The sequence below is a fragment of the Cellulomonas aerilata genome (genome assembly GCF_007991755.1).
GTDB classification, from domain to species: domain Bacteria; phylum Actinomycetota; class Actinomycetes; order Actinomycetales; family Cellulomonadaceae; genus Pengzhenrongella; species Pengzhenrongella aerilata.
The window spans coordinates 1-16,417 of the sequence record NZ_BJYY01000018.1 but is presented as its reverse complement, the minus strand read 5'-3'; the positions used below and the strand labels follow the sequence as shown (position 1 = coordinate 16,417).

The 16,417-nt window shown below is 72.6% G+C and carries 16 protein-coding genes; 11 read left to right on the top strand and 5 right to left on the bottom strand.

Annotated features, from left to right (window positions below; genetic code table 11):
• Positions 1–63: 63 nt before the first annotated feature.
• Positions 64–1,395 (top strand): enolase C-terminal domain-like protein, encoded by a 1,332-nt coding sequence (locus CAE01nite_RS14175; RefSeq protein ID WP_146905896.1) that lies wholly within the window; start codon positions 64–66, stop codon positions 1,393–1,395.
• 148 nt (positions 1,396–1,543) lie between these two features.
• Here the strand turns inward: CAE01nite_RS14175 and kduI are convergent, their stop codons facing one another.
• The gene (gene kduI / locus CAE01nite_RS14170; RefSeq protein WP_146905893.1) at positions 1,544–2,371 is read right to left on the bottom strand and encodes a 5-dehydro-4-deoxy-D-glucuronate isomerase; all 828 of its coding nucleotides are present in this window, start codon (positions 2,369–2,371) and stop codon (positions 1,544–1,546) included.
• Positions 2,372–2,594: 223 nt separating this feature from the next.
• Between kduI and CAE01nite_RS14165 the strand changes: the two genes are divergently transcribed.
• Together CAE01nite_RS14165 and CAE01nite_RS14160 are read left to right on the top strand one after the other, a co-directional pair.
• Positions 2,595–3,365, top strand: a complete 771-nt coding sequence (locus CAE01nite_RS14165) for an SDR family oxidoreductase (protein WP_146905891.1) — start codon at positions 2,595–2,597, stop codon at positions 3,363–3,365.
• Positions 3,366–3,396: 31 nt separating this feature from the next.
• Entirely contained in the window at positions 3,397–4,422 is a 1,026-nt protein-coding gene (locus CAE01nite_RS14160) for an L-idonate 5-dehydrogenase (protein WP_146905888.1), read from the top strand.
• 49 nt (positions 4,423–4,471) lie between these two features.
• Here CAE01nite_RS14160 and CAE01nite_RS14155 read toward each other — a convergent pair whose 3' ends face one another.
• Positions 4,472–5,320: a FadR/GntR family transcriptional regulator gene (locus tag CAE01nite_RS14155; RefSeq protein WP_246131223.1), complete on the bottom strand. Its 849-nt coding sequence runs from the start codon at positions 5,318–5,320 to the stop codon at positions 4,472–4,474.
• Positions 5,321–5,880: 560 nt separating this feature from the next.
• Between CAE01nite_RS14155 and CAE01nite_RS14150 the strand changes: the two genes are divergently transcribed.
• The 6 genes from CAE01nite_RS14150 (at position 5,881) to CAE01nite_RS14125 (ending at position 11,877) form a co-directional block, all read left to right on the top strand.
• Positions 5,881–6,972 carry a TRAP transporter substrate-binding protein gene (locus tag CAE01nite_RS14150; RefSeq protein WP_146905882.1) on the top strand — a complete coding sequence of 364 codons (1,092 nt, stop codon included), beginning with the start codon at positions 5,881–5,883 and terminating at the stop codon, positions 6,970–6,972.
• 120 nt (positions 6,973–7,092) lie between these two features.
• Positions 7,093–7,620, top strand: coding sequence for a TRAP transporter small permease (locus tag CAE01nite_RS14145; protein WP_146905880.1), 528 nt, complete (start codon positions 7,093–7,095; stop codon positions 7,618–7,620).
• Positions 7,620–8,936, top strand: a complete 1,317-nt coding sequence (locus tag CAE01nite_RS14140) for a TRAP transporter large permease (RefSeq protein WP_146905877.1) — start codon at positions 7,620–7,622, stop codon at positions 8,934–8,936. Before CAE01nite_RS14145 ends, CAE01nite_RS14140 begins: the two co-directional genes overlap by 1 nt.
• A 169-nt stretch (positions 8,937–9,105) precedes the next feature.
• Complete coding sequence (locus CAE01nite_RS14135) at positions 9,106–9,999, top strand: aldo/keto reductase (protein ID WP_146905874.1); 894 nt, start codon at positions 9,106–9,108, stop codon at positions 9,997–9,999.
• A gap of 88 nt (positions 10,000–10,087) precedes the next feature.
• A complete protein-coding gene (locus tag CAE01nite_RS14130; protein ID WP_146905871.1) occupies positions 10,088–11,119 on the top strand; it encodes a zinc-dependent alcohol dehydrogenase in 1,032 nt (343 codons plus the stop codon).
• A gap of 8 nt (positions 11,120–11,127) precedes the next feature.
• Entirely contained in the window at positions 11,128–11,877 is a 750-nt protein-coding gene (locus tag CAE01nite_RS14125) for an SDR family oxidoreductase (protein ID WP_146906224.1), read from the top strand.
• Positions 11,878–11,895: 18 nt separating this feature from the next.
• Here CAE01nite_RS14125 and CAE01nite_RS14120 read toward each other — a convergent pair whose 3' ends face one another.
• Positions 11,896–13,314 (bottom strand): DUF2252 domain-containing protein, encoded by a 1,419-nt coding sequence (locus CAE01nite_RS14120; protein ID WP_146905869.1) that lies wholly within the window; start codon positions 13,312–13,314, stop codon positions 11,896–11,898.
• A gap of 211 nt (positions 13,315–13,525) precedes the next feature.
• Here CAE01nite_RS14120 and CAE01nite_RS14115 point away from each other — a divergent pair, with 211 nt between their 5' ends.
• Positions 13,526–13,792: a hypothetical protein gene (locus CAE01nite_RS14115; protein WP_146905866.1), complete on the top strand. Its 267-nt coding sequence runs from the start codon at positions 13,526–13,528 to the stop codon at positions 13,790–13,792.
• A gap of 91 nt (positions 13,793–13,883) precedes the next feature.
• Here CAE01nite_RS14115 and CAE01nite_RS14110 read toward each other — a convergent pair whose 3' ends face one another.
• Positions 13,884–14,408 (bottom strand): allene oxide cyclase barrel-like domain-containing protein, encoded by a 525-nt coding sequence (locus CAE01nite_RS14110; RefSeq protein WP_146905863.1) that lies wholly within the window; start codon positions 14,406–14,408, stop codon positions 13,884–13,886.
• A gap of 126 nt (positions 14,409–14,534) precedes the next feature.
• A complete protein-coding gene (locus tag CAE01nite_RS14105; protein ID WP_146905860.1) occupies positions 14,535–15,089 on the bottom strand; it encodes a DUF4396 domain-containing protein in 555 nt (184 codons plus the stop codon).
• Between the two features lie 188 nt (positions 15,090–15,277).
• On the opposite strand from CAE01nite_RS14105, the gene CAE01nite_RS14100 reads away from it, so the two are divergent.
• Positions 15,278–16,324, top strand: a complete 1,047-nt coding sequence (locus CAE01nite_RS14100) for a GGDEF domain-containing protein (RefSeq protein ID WP_146905857.1) — start codon at positions 15,278–15,280, stop codon at positions 16,322–16,324.
• The last annotated feature ends 93 nt before the right edge of the window (positions 16,325–16,417 follow it).

The window sequence follows — 16,417 nt, the reverse complement described above, 5'->3', positions numbered from 1 at the left end:
GCGGTGACCCGGACGCCACCCGAGCACGACCGAGCAGCCCCCCACGCCGACCCGGAGGACCCCATGCCCACGATCACGTCCGTGGACGTCTGCGACGTCCGCTTCCCCACCTCGCTCACCGCCGACGGCTCCGACGCCATGAACAAGGACGGCGACCACTCCGCCGTGTACGTCGTCCTGGCCACGGACGGGACCGACGCGGGCGGCCGCCCCCTGACGGGTCACGGGATCACGTTCACGATCGGGCGCGGCAACGACCTCGTCGCCGAGGCGACCCGGCAGCTGGCCCGCACCCTGGTGGGGACCGACGTGGCGGCGATGGCCGCGGACATGGGCGGGACGTACCTGTCCTTCACGACCGACTCCCAGATGCGCTGGCTCGGCCCGGAGAAGGGCGTCGTCCACCTGGCGCTGTCCGCCGTGATGAACGCCGCATGGGACCTCGCCGGACGCCACGTCGGCAAGCCGGTCTGGCGGATGCTCGCCGACATGACCCCCGAGGAGCTGGTCGACGTCGCCGACCTGCGCTACCTGGGTGACGTGCTCACCCGGGACGACGCCCTGGCGCTGCTCCGTGCGGTCGAGCCGGGCAAGGCGGCGCGCATCGCGGAGCTCGAGGCCGACGGCTACCCCTGCTACACGACCGCGGCCGGGTGGCTCGGGTACTCCGACGAGAAGATGGTGCGGCTGATCCACGAGCAGGAGGAGCTCGGGCTCACCCACGTCAAGCTCAAGGTCGGGACGGACCTCGAGGAGGACGTCCGCCGCTGCCGGCTGGCACGGGAGACGATCGGCCCCGACCGCGCGCTGATGATCGACGCGAACCAGGTGTGGGACGTCCCGACCGCGATCGAGTGGGTGCGGCGCCTGGCCGAGTTCGACCCGCTGTGGATCGAGGAGCCGACCAGCCCGGACGACATCCTCGGGCACCGCAAGATCCGCGACGCCGTCGCCCCGGTGAAGGTCGCGACCGGCGAGCACTGCCACAACCGCGTCATGTTCAAGCAGTTCATGGAGGCGGGGGCCATGGACTTCTGCCAGCTCGACGCCGGGCGCCTCGCGTCGTTGAACGAGATCGTGGCGGTCCTGCTGCTGGCCGCGCGGTTCGGCGTCCCGGTGTGCCCGCACGCCGGCGGTGTCGGGCTGTGCGAGATGGTCCAGCACGCCTCGATGCTGGACTTCGTCGCCGTCTCGGGGACCCACGAGGGTCGCCTGTGCGAGTACGTCGACCACCTGCACGAGCACTTCCTCGAGCCCGTCCGGGTCGCCGGCGGCGCGTACCAGGTCACCGGGGAGCCCGGCTACAACACCGAGATGCGGGCCGAGTCGATCGCCCGGTACCGCTTCCCGGACGGTCCGTACTGGGCGGGCGTCCTGGCGGCGAGCCCGGCCTGACCGGGCCCGACCACGTCGGACGGGGCCGGGCCACCCGGACAAGGCCGACCCGGCCGCACCCGGCCGGACCCGGCCGGCCCGGCCGGACCCAGGCCGGGCGGGCCGTCCCGCACGTCGCGGGACGGCCCGGCACCGCCGGTGGTGCCGGTCAGTGCAGGTCGGTGATGTCGGCCGGGTCCATGTCGTCGAAGGCCTGGTTCTCGCCGGCCATCGCCCAGACGAAGGAGTAGGCCCGCGTCCCCACACCGCTGTGGATGGACCAGCTGGGGGAGATGACCGCCTGCTCGTTCGCCATGACGAGGTGGCGGGTCTCCTGGCGCTCGCCCATGAGGTGCACGACGCGTGCGTCCTCGGGCAGGTCGAAGTAGAGGTACGCCTCCATGCGGCGGTCGTGCGTGTGCGCCGGCAGCGTGTTCCACATCGACCCGTCGTGCAGGGTGGTGACGCCCATGACGACCTGGCAGCTGCGGACCCCGTTCTCGTGGATGTACTGGTTCAGGGTGCGCCGGTTGGACGTCGACTGGTCACCCAGCTCGCGCCGGTTCCCCTCACCCGGCGCGACCGCGGTGGTCGGGTGGTCCGCGTGCGCGGGGGCGGAGAAGAGGTAGAACCGGGCGTCCCCCTCGTCGCCGCTGACGAACCGGACCTCGCGCGTGCCGCGTCCCAGGTACAGGCACCCGCCGTGCGCCAGCTCGTGGGTGACGCCGTCCGCGACGATGGTCCCCGAGGCGCCGACGTTCACCACGCCGGCCTCGCGCCGCTGGAGGAAGAACTCCGACCGCAGCTCGGGGAACGTGGGCAGGTCCAGACCCTCCGGACCGGGCTGGACGCCGACGATGACCACCCGGTCCTGGTGGGAGTAGGTGGCCGTCACCTCACCGGGGCGGAAGACGTCCTCCAGCAGGAAGCGCCGTCGCAGGCCTGCCGTGTCCAGGAGCGGCAGCTCCTCGGGAGAGGTGGCGTAGCGGGTTTCCATCTGACCTCCAGCGCGTCGTCACACCGGGAGCAGGCGCTCCTGACAAACATCATATCTTTCGATGGCGCCGGCGGCGCCGACGGCACCGCTGATGCCGGCGGTCCGGACCTCCGCCACGTCTTGCCGCGCGGGTCGGCAAAAGATATGATCATTGCAGCCGGGCACGCCGCGACGTCGACGACGACGACCGCCGAGGTCCGCACCCGACGAAGGCGTTGACGACGTGTCCACACAGCTGTTCTCCCTCGACGGGCGCCTGGCGCTGGTCACCGGCTCGAGCCGCGGGATCGGCAACGCGCTGGCCCGCGGCCTGGCTCAGGCCGGCGCCGACGTCGTCCTGCACGGCCGCGACGCGCAGCTGCTGGCCGCCGAGCAGGCCGACATCGCCTCGGCGACCGGCAGGACGGTCCACACCGTCGTGTTCGACGTGACCGACCGAGCCGCCGTCGCCCAGGCCCTGGAGACGCTGATGGGCGAGGTCGGCGTCCCGGACGTCCTGGTGAACAACGCCGGGGTGCAGCACCGGGCCCCCTTCGGCGAGTTCCCCGGCGAGGAGTGGGACCGGGTCGTCACCACCAACCTCTCCAGCGCGTTCTACGTCTCCCAGCCCGTCACCCGGAGGATGGCCGAGCGCCGCTCCGGGAAGGTCGTCAACATCGGGTCGGTCCAGTCCATGCTGGCCCGCCGGACGATCGCGCCGTACGCCGCCTCGAAGGGCGGTCTGGTCATGCTCACCAAGGGCATGGCGGCCGACCTCGCGCAGTACGACATCCAGGTGAACGCCATCTCGCCGGGGTACTTCGCCAGCGAGATGAACCGGGCGCTGTGGGAGGACCCGGAGTTCGACGCGTGGGTGAAGGGCCGCACCCCCGCGGCCCGCTGGGGCCACGTCGACGAGCTCGTCGGCGCGCTGGTGTTCCTGTCGTCGGCCGCGTCGCAGTTCGTCTCCGGCCAGAACATCTTCGTCGACGGCGGCATGACGTCCGTCGTCTGACCTGCTCCGCTCCCACCACCGAAGGACGCGCATGCGCACCGTCGTCATCCACGGCAAGGACGACCTGAGGATCGACGAGGTCCCGACCCCCGAGCCGCAGGACGGTCAGGTGCGCCTGCGCATCGCCTACGTCGGCATCTGCGGGTCGGACCTGCACTACTTCTTCGACGGCGCCAACGGTGCGTTCGTCGTGCGCGAGCCGCTGGTCCCCGGGCACGAGCTCTCCGGGACGGTCGACCTCGACCCCTCGGGCGACCTGGCGGCCGGGACCCCGGTCACCGTGCACCCGGCGACGTTCGGCACGCCGGTCGAGGGCCTGGAGGGCTCGCGGCAGCTGTGGCCCGGCGGGTCGTACCTCGGCAGCGCGTCCACCTGGCCGCACACCCAGGGCGGCATGTCGGAGTACCTCGTGGTCCGCCGGGAGATGGTGCGGGTCCTGCCCGCCGACCTGCCGCTCCGACGGGCCGCGCTGGCGGAGCCGCTCGCGGTCGCGCTCCACGGGATCGAGGTCGTCGGGGGGGTGCAGGGGTCGGACGTCCTGGTGTCCGGCTCCGGCCCGATCGGGCTCCTGGCCACGTTCGCCGCGGCGGTGCAGGGAGCGCGGTCCGTCACAGCCACCGACACCCTGCCCGGGCCGCTCGCGCGTGCGACCGCGCTCGGCGCGACGGCCACCCTGCGCGTCGGGCGGGACGACGTCCCGGCGAACGCGTTCGACGTCGCGCTGGAGTGCACGGGCGTCCCCGCGGCGATCTCCGCCACGATCCGCGCGGTCCGACCCCGCGGCCGGATCTCGCAGGTCGGCATGCTCCCCGGCGGCGCCCAGCCCGTCGAGCTCGCCTCGTACATCTCCAAGGAGATCACGATGCACGGGTCCTTCCGCTTCGACGACGAGATCGACCGGGCGATCCGCCTCCTCGCCGAGCACCCGGAGGTCGAGGCCGCGCTCACGCACGAGATCCCGGCCGGGTCCGCCGAGCAGGCATTCTCCCTCGCCCGGGACTCCGAGGCGTCCGGCAAGGTGCTCGTCTCGCTGTGGGCCGACGGCACGCCCGCCTAACGCGCCGACGCATCGGCCCCGCGGGCGGGGCCGGACCCGACGTGCCGGGTCAGGCCTCGACGCCGGCGGCCCGTGAGCTCGGGACGGCGTCCGCGCCGGGCGCGGAGTCGGCCCCTGTCGCCGCCGTCCCGTCGTCCACGCGCGCCTCGCGCGACCGGGGCGGCTCAGCCGCACCGGCGGTGACCACGCCGGCGTCTCGACGGTGCGGCGGCGGCAGCTCGCCACGGATCAGCCGGACGACGCGACGCAGGATCTCCTCGGCCTGGTCCCCGTCGCCGTCGACGATGGCCCTCGCCACCACCCGGTGGTTCTCCAGCGCGACCGGGTCCGGGTCGCGCGGGGTGAGCCCGAGCTCGGTCCTGCCGACCAGCACGGCCTCGACCGCCGGCTGGCAGGCGATCAGCATCTCGTTGTGACTGGCCCGCAGGAGCAGCCGGTGGTACTCCACGTCGGTCGCCAGGTACTCCGCCTCGTCGCCCCGGCCCTCGTTCCCCAGCTGCACCAGCCGCTCGGAGACCTCCACGAGCCGGGTCCTCTCCTCCCCGGTCGCCTCGGACGCGGCGAGCCGAGCGGCGGTCGGCTCGATCGCCGCCCGCAGGTCCGTCAGGGAGTAGAGCTGCTCGTCGCGCGCGGGGGAGTCGAGGCGCCACCGGATCACCAGGGGGTTGAGCACGTCCCACAGGGACGACGGGCCCACGATGAGACCCACCCGTCGCTTGGCCGTGATCATCCCGAGGGACTGCAGCTGCCGCATCGCCTCCCGCGCCACCGTGCGTGACACCTTGAACCGGGACTCCAGGCTGGTGAGGTTGAGGACGGCGCCCTCGGCCAGCACCCCGGAGGCGATCTCCCGGCCCAGCACGTCCACGACCCCCGTGAACACCGACTTCGTCGCCACGTCGCTCCTCCTTGGTCGGCCTGCCCGTCGGGGTCCGTCGTCGTCGTCGGCCATCCGGCCCGTGCTGCCGCGGCGACACCGGACCGACCCGGACGACGCCGACCGGGCGACCGGTGCGGGCCGCACCCGGGCACGGCTCCCGGGCGCCCCGCTCCCTCCGCCGTCGTCACCGTCGACGAGCGCGCGGCGCGGGAGTGGTTCCCTCGAGCGTGCACGAGGGAGGAGCGGGAGGGGTGGCGCCCGTGCTGGTGGCGGCCCTTCCCGCGACCGGACAGCCCCATGCTAGGGCACCAGATACCGATTTGGTATCACCAGTTGACTGCCTCTCCGGAAAGGGATTACCTTCGGCGGCAGCAGGGAAGTGTGACCCAGGTCGCTCCCGGTCCCCGGTACGGCACGGCCCCCACGGCGATGTGGGGGGCGCGTCGACCGGCGCCCGGGAGCGCCGGCACGGTGTGCGCGCGGACGCGCACAGCGTGCCGAGATCGTCCGACCACAGGTGACGAGCCAGTCCAGGCCGCGATGCACGCCTCCACGGGTGCGAAGGAGACAGCAACCCCATGAAGCGTTCCAAGGTGTTCACGACCATGGCCGCGACCGCGGTCGCCGCCATGTCCCTCGCCGCCTGCGGTGGCGGGGGAGGCGGCGGTGGCGCGGCCGAGGAGCCGGCTGCGGCCGGCGGCGGCGAGGGCGCCGAGGGCGCCGTCGACGTCTCCGACGCGGAGACGCTCTTCAAGCTCGCGTTCAACCAGACCGAGCAGCACCCGCAGTACATCGCGGCCGAGCAGCTGGGCCAGGACCTCTACGAGGCCACGGACGGCCGGTACGCCATCGAGGTCTACGCGAACGAGGAGCTCGGCACGCAGGCGGACGTCGTGCAGAACCTCTCCGACGGGACCGTCGAGATGATGTACATCGGTGGGCCCGTGATGGAGTCCTTCAACGAGGACTTCATCGTGTTCAACCTGCCGTACATGTTCGACTCGCAGGAGGCTCAGGCGGAGGTCTTCGCCGACCAGGACGTCGTCGGCGACCTGTACACCTCGGTCGAGGAGTCCAAGAACATCACCGTGCTCGCGGGCCTCCACGCCGGCGTGCGCAACGTCTACAACAGCAAGCGGGCGATCACGGAGCCGGCCGACCTCGAGGGTCTGAAGATCCGCGTGCAGCAGTCGGACTCCCAGGTGGCCATGATCGAGGCCATGGGCGCGGTCGCCTCCCCGATGGGCCAGGGCGAGGTCTACTCCGCTCTGCAGACCGGCGCGCTCGACGGCGCCGAGAACAACGAGACGGTGTTCGACGCCCTCAAGCACAGCGAGGTCGCCAAGTTCTACTCCTACACCCGACACCTGATGATCCCCGACTACCTGCTCATCAACACGGGGGTCCTGGAGGACATGCCGGAGGAGGACCGCGAGGCGTTCCTCGAGCTCATCCCCGGTGCGGTGGAGGAAGCCAACGAGGGCTTCGTGACGTTCGCCGAGGAGTCGCGTGCGCGCTCGGAGGAGATCGGCGCCGAGTTCAACGACGACGTCGACGTCGAGGCCTTCGAGGAGTCCGTCGCCGACCTGGTGGAGTCCTCCATCAACAACGACGTCCGCCAGGAGCTGTTCGACGCCGTCCAGGCCGCCAACGAGGCCAACGCCGGCTGATCCGGGCGCCCGGACCTCCATCCACGCAGCCGAGGCCCGTGGGACGTGCTCGCACGTCCCACGGGCCGCTCGGCCGGGCCCGCTCCCGCCGGCCCGGGTTCCCAGGAATGAGTTGACCGCATGAGAGCCGTGCACCGGTTCAAGACCGCTCTGGACGCCTTCCTCCGTTGGTTCTGCATCTCGCTCTTCGCCCTGATGATCGCGCTGGTCACGTGGCAGGTCGTCGCCCGGTGGACGGTCGGCGGGAACGTGTGGACCGAGGTCACGGCCCGCATCGCCTTCATCTGGCAGGGCCTCGTCGGCGCCGCGTACGTCATCGGCGAGAAGGAGGACGTCGCGATGGACTTCCTCGTCAAGCGGTTCCCGCCCGTCGTCGTCAAGGCGATCGAGATCTTCGCCTTCCTCGTCGTGGGGGTCTTCGCCGTGTGGGTGATGATCTACGGCGGCCTGCAGTACATCGAGTCCACCTGGGCCGACACCGTGCAGCTCCTGCCGGTCACGCAGGGCCAGGTGTACCTCGTCCTGCCGATCACGGGCGCGCTCATCGTCGTCTACTGCGTGCTGCACATCATCGAGATCATCGCCAAGCCGGTCGTGAGGCCGACGGGTGACGTCGAGGTCGACGGACTCATGGAAGAGGGCATCTGATGCAGGACGCCGCTGTCGTCACCATCATCCTGCTGGGCGGCATGTTCGGGCTGATGGCGCTGGGCGTCTCCGTCTCCGTGGCCATCGGTCTGCCGTCCGCCATCGCCCTGCTCTTCCTCATGGGTCCCGAGCAGGGCGTCTTCACGTCGGCCCAGAAGATCTTCAACGGGATCGACAGCTTCGTGCTCCTCGCGATCCCGTTCTTCGTCCTCGCCGGGACGGTCATGAACCAGGGCGGGATCGCGACCCGTCTCATCGACCTCGCCCGGGTGGCGGTGGGTCGCACGCCGGGCGCCCTGGCGCAGACGAACGTCCTCGCCAACATGCTGTTCGGGACGATCTCCGGATCCGCTCTCGCGGGTGCCGCTGCCGTCGGCTCCTCCATGGCGCCGTCGCAGCGCAAGGACGGCTACGACATGGGCTTCGCGGCCGCGGCCAACGTCGCCTCGGCGCCGGCGGGCATGCTGATCCCGCCCTCCAACACCCTGATCGTGTACTCGCTGGTCTCCCAGGCGTCGGTGGGTGCCCTGTTCCTCGGGGGCTACATCCCCGGGATCCTGTGGGGCGTCGCCTGCGTCGTGATCGTCTGGGTCTACGCGCGCAAGCGGCCCGAGCTCCGTGGGACGGCGCGGCCGGACGCCAGGACCGCCCTCGCGGTGCTGCTCCGGGCCCTGCCGTCGCTCGGGCTGATCGTCGTCGTCATCGGCGGCATCGTGTTCGGTGTCTTCACCGCCACCGAGGGCGCCGTCATCGCCGTGCTGTACGGGACCGTTCTGTCGATGGTCTACCGGACCATCTCGGTGAGCGACTTCCCGAAGCTGCTCCTGCAGGCCACCCGCACGAGCTCGGTGGTCGTCTTCCTCATCGCGCTGTCGTCGATCATGTCGTTCGCGATGACGTTCTCGGGGGTGCCCCGCCTCATCGGCAGCTGGATGACGGACTTCACCGACTCCAAGGTGGTCTTCCTGCTGATCATGGCGCTGATCCTGCTGATCGTGGGCATCCCGCTCGACGCGACGCCGGCGGTGCTGATCTTCACGCCGATCTTCCTGCCCATCGCCGTCGAGTACGGGATCCACCCCGTCCACCTCGGCATCATGATGGTCTTCAACATGTCCATCGCGGTGATCTCACCGCCCTCCGCGCCCGTGCTCTTCGTCGGGGCGAAGGTGGCGGGGGTGCCGGTGGAGAAGGTGATCGGCAGGCTGATGCCGTTCTTCATCTCGCTGATCCTCATGCTGCTGGTCATCCAGTTCGTCCCGGCGCTCACGCTGTGGCTGCCGGAGCAGGCTGGACTGATCTTCCCGTCACGGTAGGACCGGTCGTGGCGACCGGGCCGGCCTGCGGCCCGGTCGCGGCCCGTCGCGCCTAGCCCCGTCGCGCCGTCCAGCACCGACCAGCCCCGACCGGCACCGACCAGCCCTGACCGGCCCTGTCCGGACGGTCGCCGCAGCACTTCCTGCCCGCTCCCGAAAGGTGCTCCCCGTGACCGACCTCCCCGTCCCGACCGTCCGGCTGAACTCCGGCGCCGACATCCCGCAGGTCGGGTTCGGCACGTTCCAGGTGGAGCCGGAGATCACCCGCGAGGTGGTCGTGGACGCCATCGCCGCCGGCTACCGGAGCATCGACACCGCCGCCCGCTACCTCAACGAGGCGGGTGTCGGCCGCGCCATCGCCGAGACCGACGTCCCGCGCGACGAGCTGTTCGTCGCCACGAAGCTCGCCAACACCGAGCAGGGTCACGACTCCACGTTGCGCGCCTTCGACGCCTCCCTCGCCGAGCTCGCCCTCGACCGGGTCGACCTCTACCTGATCCACTGGCCGTGCCCGGCCCGCGGGGAGTTCGCGAACAGCTGGCGGGCGATGGAGGAGGTGCGGGACCAGGGGCGGGTCGTGTCCGTCGGGGTCTCGAACTTCCTCGCCCACCACCTGGAGGAGCTCCTCGCCGGGTCGTCGACCGTCCCGGCCCTCAACCAGGTCGAGCTCCACCCGTACCTGCAGCAGGCCGAGCTCCGGGCGTTCCACGCCGCCCACGGCATCGTGACCGAGGCCTGGAGCCCGCTCGCGCAGGGCGCGGTGCTCACGGACCCGGTCATCGTCGGCATCGCCGAGCGCCTGGGGCGGACGCCCGCCCAGGTGGTGCTCCGCTGGCACGTGCAGCTCGGCACCGTGGTGATCCCCAAGTCGGTCACGCCCGCGCGCCAGCTCGAGAACATCGCCCTGTTCGACTTCGCGCTCGACGCCGCCGACATGGCCGCGATCGAGGCGCTCGACCGGGGCGAGGACGGCCGGACCGGCTTCCACCCGGACCGCTTCAACGGCTTCCCGTCCGACTTCGAGGCGGCCACGCCGAGCTGGACCATCCCGCCGTCGAAGTGACCGCCGAGGCGGTCCCGACACCGGCGACCGCACCGGCAGGGGCGCCCGGCCGGGCTCCCACCCCACCCCCAGCGAAAGGAGCCCCACCGTGCTGACCGCCAACTACGTGGGCGACCACCGGATCGACATCCGCGAGCAGGACCCCCAGCCCGTCGGTGCCGGTCAGGTGCAGATCGAGGTGGCCTACACCGGCATCTGCGGCACCGACCTGCACATCCTCCACGGCAGCATGGACGCCCGGGTGAGCATGCCGGCCATCGTGGGGCACGAGATGAGCGGGGTCGTCGCCGCCGTCGGCGAGGGCGTGACCGGGTGGAGCCCCGGCGACCACGTCACCGTCATGCCGCTGGACTGGGACGGCACCTGCCCGGCCTGCCTGGCGGGCAACCAGCACATCTGCCAGAACCTCAACTTCATCGGGATCGACTCCCCGGGAGCCCTGCAGCGGCTCTGGAACGTCGACGCCGGCGTCGTCCTGCGACTGCCGGAGGGCCTGCGGCTCGACCACGCCGCCCTCGTGGAGCCGACCGCCGTGGCCGTGCACGACGTGCGGCGCGGCGAGGTGTCCGCCGGGGACCACGTCGTCGTCATCGGCGGCGGCCCGATCGGTGTCCTCATCGCGACCGTGGCTCGTCACAGCGGCGCCGAGGTGGTCGTCGTGGAGGTGGACGCCGGCCGTCGGACCGCCGTCGCGGAGCTCGGGTTCGAGGTCCTCGACCCCACCGCGACCGACCAGACGGCGTGGGTGAACCGGTGGACCGGTGACGCCGGTGCGGACGTCGTCTTCGAGGTCTCCGGCGCGGCCGCCGCCGTCCTCGGCGCCACCGACCTCGCGAAGGTCCGCGGGACCGTCGTCGTCGTCGCGATCCACCCCCAGCCGCGACCGGTCAACCTGCAGCGGGTGTTCTGGCGGGAGCTGCGCCTGCTGGGCGCCCGGGTGTACGAGCGCACCGACTTCGAGCGGGCCATCGAGCTCCTGGACGACGGCGTCATCCCCGCCGACGCCCTGATCACCAGCACCCGACCCATCACCGAGACCGCCGCGGCCTTCGCCGACCTGGAGAGCGGCCGGGCCATGAAGGTCCTGATCGACCTGACCGCGACTGGAGACGCCACGTGACCACCAGCATGTTCGACCTGACCGGCAGGACCGCCGTCGTCACGGGGGCCAAGCGCGGCATCGGGCTGGCCATGGCGGAGGCGCTGGCCACCGCCGGCGCCGACATCATCGGCGTCAGCGCCACCCTCGAGCTCGAGGGCAGCGAGGCGCAGCGGCGCGTCGAGGCGCTGGGCCGCACCTTCACCGCCTACCGGGCGGACTTCGGCGACCGCGCCGCGGTCGTCGACCTGGCGGCCGAGCTCGCCGGCCGGTCCGTCGACATCCTCGTCAACAACGCCGGCACCATCGAGCGGGCCCCGGCCGCCGACCACCCGCTGGACATGTGGGACCGGGTGCTCGCGGTCAACCTCGACAGCCAGTTCGTGCTGAGCCAGGCCGTCGGCCGCTCGATGATCGAGCGCGGCTACGGGAAGATCATCTTCACCGCGTCGCTGCTCAGCTTCCAGGGCGGCATCAACGTCCCCGGCTACGCGGCGTCCAAGTCCGCGATCGCCGGGCTGACCAAAGCGCTGGCGAACGAGTGGACCGCCAAGGGCGTCACCGTCAACGCCATCGCGCCCGGGTACATCGCCACGGACAACACCCAGGCGCTGCAGGACGACCCCGACCGCAGCCGCTCGATCCTGGACCGCATCCCCGCCGCACGCTGGGGAGCCGCCGGCGACCTGGGCGGCGCGGCGGTGTTCCTGGCCAGCCCGGCCTCGGACTACGTGTCGGGGATCGTGCTGCCCGTGGACGGGGGCTGGCTCGGCCGGTGACCCCCCGGCCGGTGCCGGTCAGACCCCGCGTTCGACCGGCACCAGCCCGCGGGCGACGGCGGCCTCCAGCGCCGCGTGGTCGCGCTCGGTCTGGTCGGCGTAGCGCCGGGCGAACAGGGCGAGGGCCTCGTCGGCCCGGTCGCTCCTGCCGAGGTAGCCGGTGATCATCGACGCGCCGCTGGTCCGGGCGTGCCCCTTGGCGAGCAGCAGCCCGCAGATCCCGGCGTAGTCCGCGAGAGCGGCGGCGTCGATCCCGTCGACCACCACCGCACCCTTCATGTCCCGGAACTGCCGGACGTAGTACTGGCGGTCGTCGACGGTGGTCCACCCGAGCAGCGGGTCGCTGACGGTCTGCAGCGCCTGCTGGTACTGCACGACCCGCTGCCCCTGGTGGTCGTGCCATGCCGAGTCGCCGTGCACGTACTGCGCGACCACGGACCGCCGCGCCTGCTTGAGCTGCAGGATCAGCACGTCGTCGGGTCCGGAGCCCTCGCACAGCGCGATGTAGGCGCGCAGGCCCACCGAGCCGACGCCGACGACCTTGTGCGCGACGTCGACCAGCCGGTACCCGCCGACGACGACCGCCCACTGGGTCCGCAGGGTCCGCAGGTAGGCGTCCAGGGCGACGGCGATGCGGTCGTACGTCCGCGGGTCCGGCCGGACGATCAGCGGCGGCTCGTCCACCAGCCGCAGCCGGCCGTCGTGCAGCTCGGTGAACCGGGGGAGCGCACGGTCGCTGGTGCGCCGGCGGGCGCGGGCGGCGGCGTCCTGGATCTCGCGCCGGCCGGCCGGACCGATCCCGGCCTGGTCGAGGCGGTCGAGGTTGAGCCGGTCGTACGCGCGCGCCAGCAGCGGCTGCGCCGCCAGGTGCGCGAGGTGCTCGCGGTAGGAGCGCACGCACCGCCGGACCGCCTCCTCGCACCGCTCCTCGGACGACCCGTTCTGCCGGCCCGCCACGTGGACGCTGGCCACCAGCCGGCGCAGGTCCCACTCCCAGGCGCCCGGGTGGGCCTCGTCGAAGTCGTTGAGGTCGAAGACCAGGTCGCGCTCGGGCGAGGCGTAGAACCCGAAGTTCGCCAGGTGCGCGTCGCCGCAGATGATCGGGGTGATCCCGGTGGACGGCAGGCGCGAGAAGTCGGCGGCCATGACGGCGGCCGCGCCGCGGAGGAACGCGAACGGGCTCGCGACCATCCGTCCCATCCGCACGGGGACCAGGCTCGCCACGCGCCCGTCGTTGCCGGCGAGCACCTGCTGGACCGGGTCGGCACCGCGGTCCGCCTCGTCCCACTCGGCCAGCGACGAGCGCGGGACCTGCCGGCGCAGGTCCCGCCCGACGGAGTACCGCTCCGCACGTGGCAGGGCCGTGTGGCGCAGGGAGGCGAACGCAGCCCCGTCGACCGAGGCGAGGACCGTGTGCCCTCCGTCGCTACCCGTCATGGCGACAGGGTGGCAGACCGCAGGCGGGGACGCGGCGCACGGCAGCCGGAGGCGGCGCGCGCGGGCCGGTGCGGGACGACCCCTCGGTCACTGGTCGCCCGGCACCGGCCGCGCCGGGTCACCGATCGCCGGGCGCGGGTCCGGCTCGCGGGGCATGCTGGGCGTGCAGGGCAACGGCAACCATCCTCACTCGCACCCCGGGAGATCGATCATGGCCGACGACATCCGCGTGACCGACGACAGCATCAAGGTCCGCCAGCTCAGTCACTACCAGTTCAGCTTCCGCGCCGGCGACGCCGGCTCGAACGGCACCTGGTACCTGCAGCTCGTGCTGGACCAGGGGGCCTGGGAAGAGGTGCTGACCCTCACCGCCGACGACGCGGACAACCTCCAGGACGTCCTGCGCGCGACCGAGACGGTCTACTACGACATCGCGCGGCGCCTGTTCATGTTCGGCGTCACCAAGCCGGGCAGCTGACCGGCGTCCGACCCGCGACCGTCCGTGAGGGGGGCGAGCGACAGCTCGCCCCCCTCATGCACGTCCGGGGTCCGGCGGGGGTCCGCCGACCTCACCTGCGGAGGCGGAAGACGGCCGAGCCGGTCCCGTCGCCGAACTCCGTCAGCGTGAACTCCCCGGCCGCTCCCGCGTAGCGCCCGGTCCCGCCGACGACGGCGAGGGTCTTCTCCGGTGCGTTGGTCGTCCGGCCCTGCACGGCGACCTGGCCACCGGGCAGCTCGTACGTCGCGACGCAGCTGAGCCGTAGCGGCGTGTCGGACGGCACGACCGCCGTCACGGTGCAGGTCCCGCCGCCGGAGGCGACCGGCTCACCGCGGCGCAGCAGCGTGTCCTCGAAGACGACCTGGTCCCCGCGGCTGGGACTGAAGGGGTCCTGGAAGCTGGCGACCTCCCGGACGCCGTGGGGGCCGAAGTCGAGCAGGAAGAAGCCCGACGTGAACTCCACGTCGTACCGCAGCGTTGCGGCCCGCCCGGAGGAGGACCGGTCGGCGTCCGCCGAGTCCGCGGCGCTCGACGACCCGCCCAGGGCGAGGACCCCGAGGCCGGCGAGGAGGGCGGCGGTGAGTGACCTGCGCATGAGGACTCCCTGCTCCGTGACGGTCGTGGCCGCCGACGTCGGTGTGCGACGGCGTTTCGACGTTCCTCGCCACGTCCGGACGGTGTCAAGGACCGTGACGAGCCGCCGACCCGGCGACCGTCGCCGTCAGTGGTGGTGCCCGTGGACCACGGCGTGCCCCTTGCCCCGGCGGATCAGCGCCCGGTTGACGGGCACGGTGACGACGAAGGCGACGGCGAGCGCGAAGGCGAGGGTCGCCCAGAACAGCGGGCTGGACAGACCTGCCTCCATCGCGCCGGGGACCGCCATGATGACGGCGTTGTCCACGACCTCCATCACGGTGATGGACAGCGTGTCGGCCGCGAGGGCGACGCCCAGCGCGGCCCGGAACGACAGCCCCGACCGCAGCACGGGGGCGATGGTCAGGCCGTACCCGAAGACGAAGGCCAGCGCGACGGCGAGAGCGATCGTCTGCACGTCCGACCACCCCAGCGCGGTGCCGATCACCAGGCCCAGGACCTCACCGATCGCGCACCCGGTGAGGCAGTGCAGCGTCGCGGTCACCGCGAGCCGGGTGAGCCGCCTGCCCTCGAGCGACGGGTCGGGAGCGGGTCCGCCCGCCTGGGTGTGCGGCGCCTCGACGTCCTCTGCGGCCCGTCGGGTGTCGCCTGCGTGACCGTGGTGGGTGGTGTGCGCGTCCATGTCCGTGTCCTCTCCGCTCGAGGGGCGTTGATACCCCGTGGGGGTATCAACCGTGCACCGGTCCGCCGTGTTCCCCGCCGCGCCCCCGGTCCCCGTGGTGAGCGGCCGGGCGCTGGACCGAGCCGCCCGGCGCCCCGGCGGCGAGACGGACGAGCGCCGGACGGCCGGATCTGGTGCGCTTCGGTGTCGTGGAGAGACTGCGCCGAGCAATCCAGCCGCGTGACCGGTCCGCGGCTGCCCGCGTCCTCGCCGTCGCCCTCGTCCTGGCGATGGTCGCGACCGTGGGTTGGGAGGTCATCGCCTGGCTGCAGGGGCGCCCCGGGTCGGACGCCGGCACCGTGGTGACGTCCATGGGCGTCCTGGGGTTCTTCGTCGTGCTGGCGCTGCTGCTCATCCGGTTCCCGGACCGGGTCCCGGTCGTCACCTGGCCGGCGGTGGCCGTCCTGCAGCCGTTCGGCACCGCGGTCACCGTCATCGCCGCGGACGACGCCTCCGCGGGCAGCCAGTTCGGCCTGGTCTACGCGGTCGTGTTCGCGGCGTCGCAGTTCCGTGCGCTGTTCGCCTGGTCCGTCACCGCGCTCGCCGTGCTCGCCGACGCCTGGATCGTGTTCGCGGTGCTGGACGCCGGCCCGGCCGTCTCCGACCTGCTCGTGGTCGCGTGCGCCCTGCCCATGATCACCCTCGTGCTGCAGCTGACCAACGGCCACCAGGACCGGCTGCACGCGCGGCTGGACGAGCTGGCCGGGACGGACTCGCTCACCGGGCTCGCGACCCGGCGCCGGTTGCTGGAGGCGGGGACCCGGGCCCTCGCAGACGGCCGCCCGGTCGGGCTGCTCGTCGTGGACGTCGACCGCTTCAAGCAGCTGAACGACGCGCACGGGCACCCCGTGGGCGACCTCGTCCTCGTCCAGCTCGCCCAGCTGCTGGCCGGGCTGGCCGCCGGGGCCGACGTCCCCGCCCGCCTGGGCGGCGACGAGCTCGCACTGCTCGTGCACGGCGGCCCGGACGAGACCCGGCGACGTGCGGCGGACCTGCACGACGCGGTCCGCCGCCAGCGCTGGCGACGGGCGGGTCTGCAGCCGACCGTCAGCGTGGGGTGGGCGGCGTCCCTGCCCGGGTGGGGCTTCGACGAGCTGTACGAGGCGGCGGACCGGGCGATGTACGAGGCGAAGTCCGAGGGGCGCGACCGGGTCACGGGCGCCGCCGATCCCGACGGGCGGACCAGCCTCGTCTGAGGGTCCGCGCCGGGCCGCCGGACGGGGTCCCGCACCGGCCCGGCGCCACCGCGGTCCCCGCCCCGGGCGGCTCGACGGCTGGACCTACTCCGC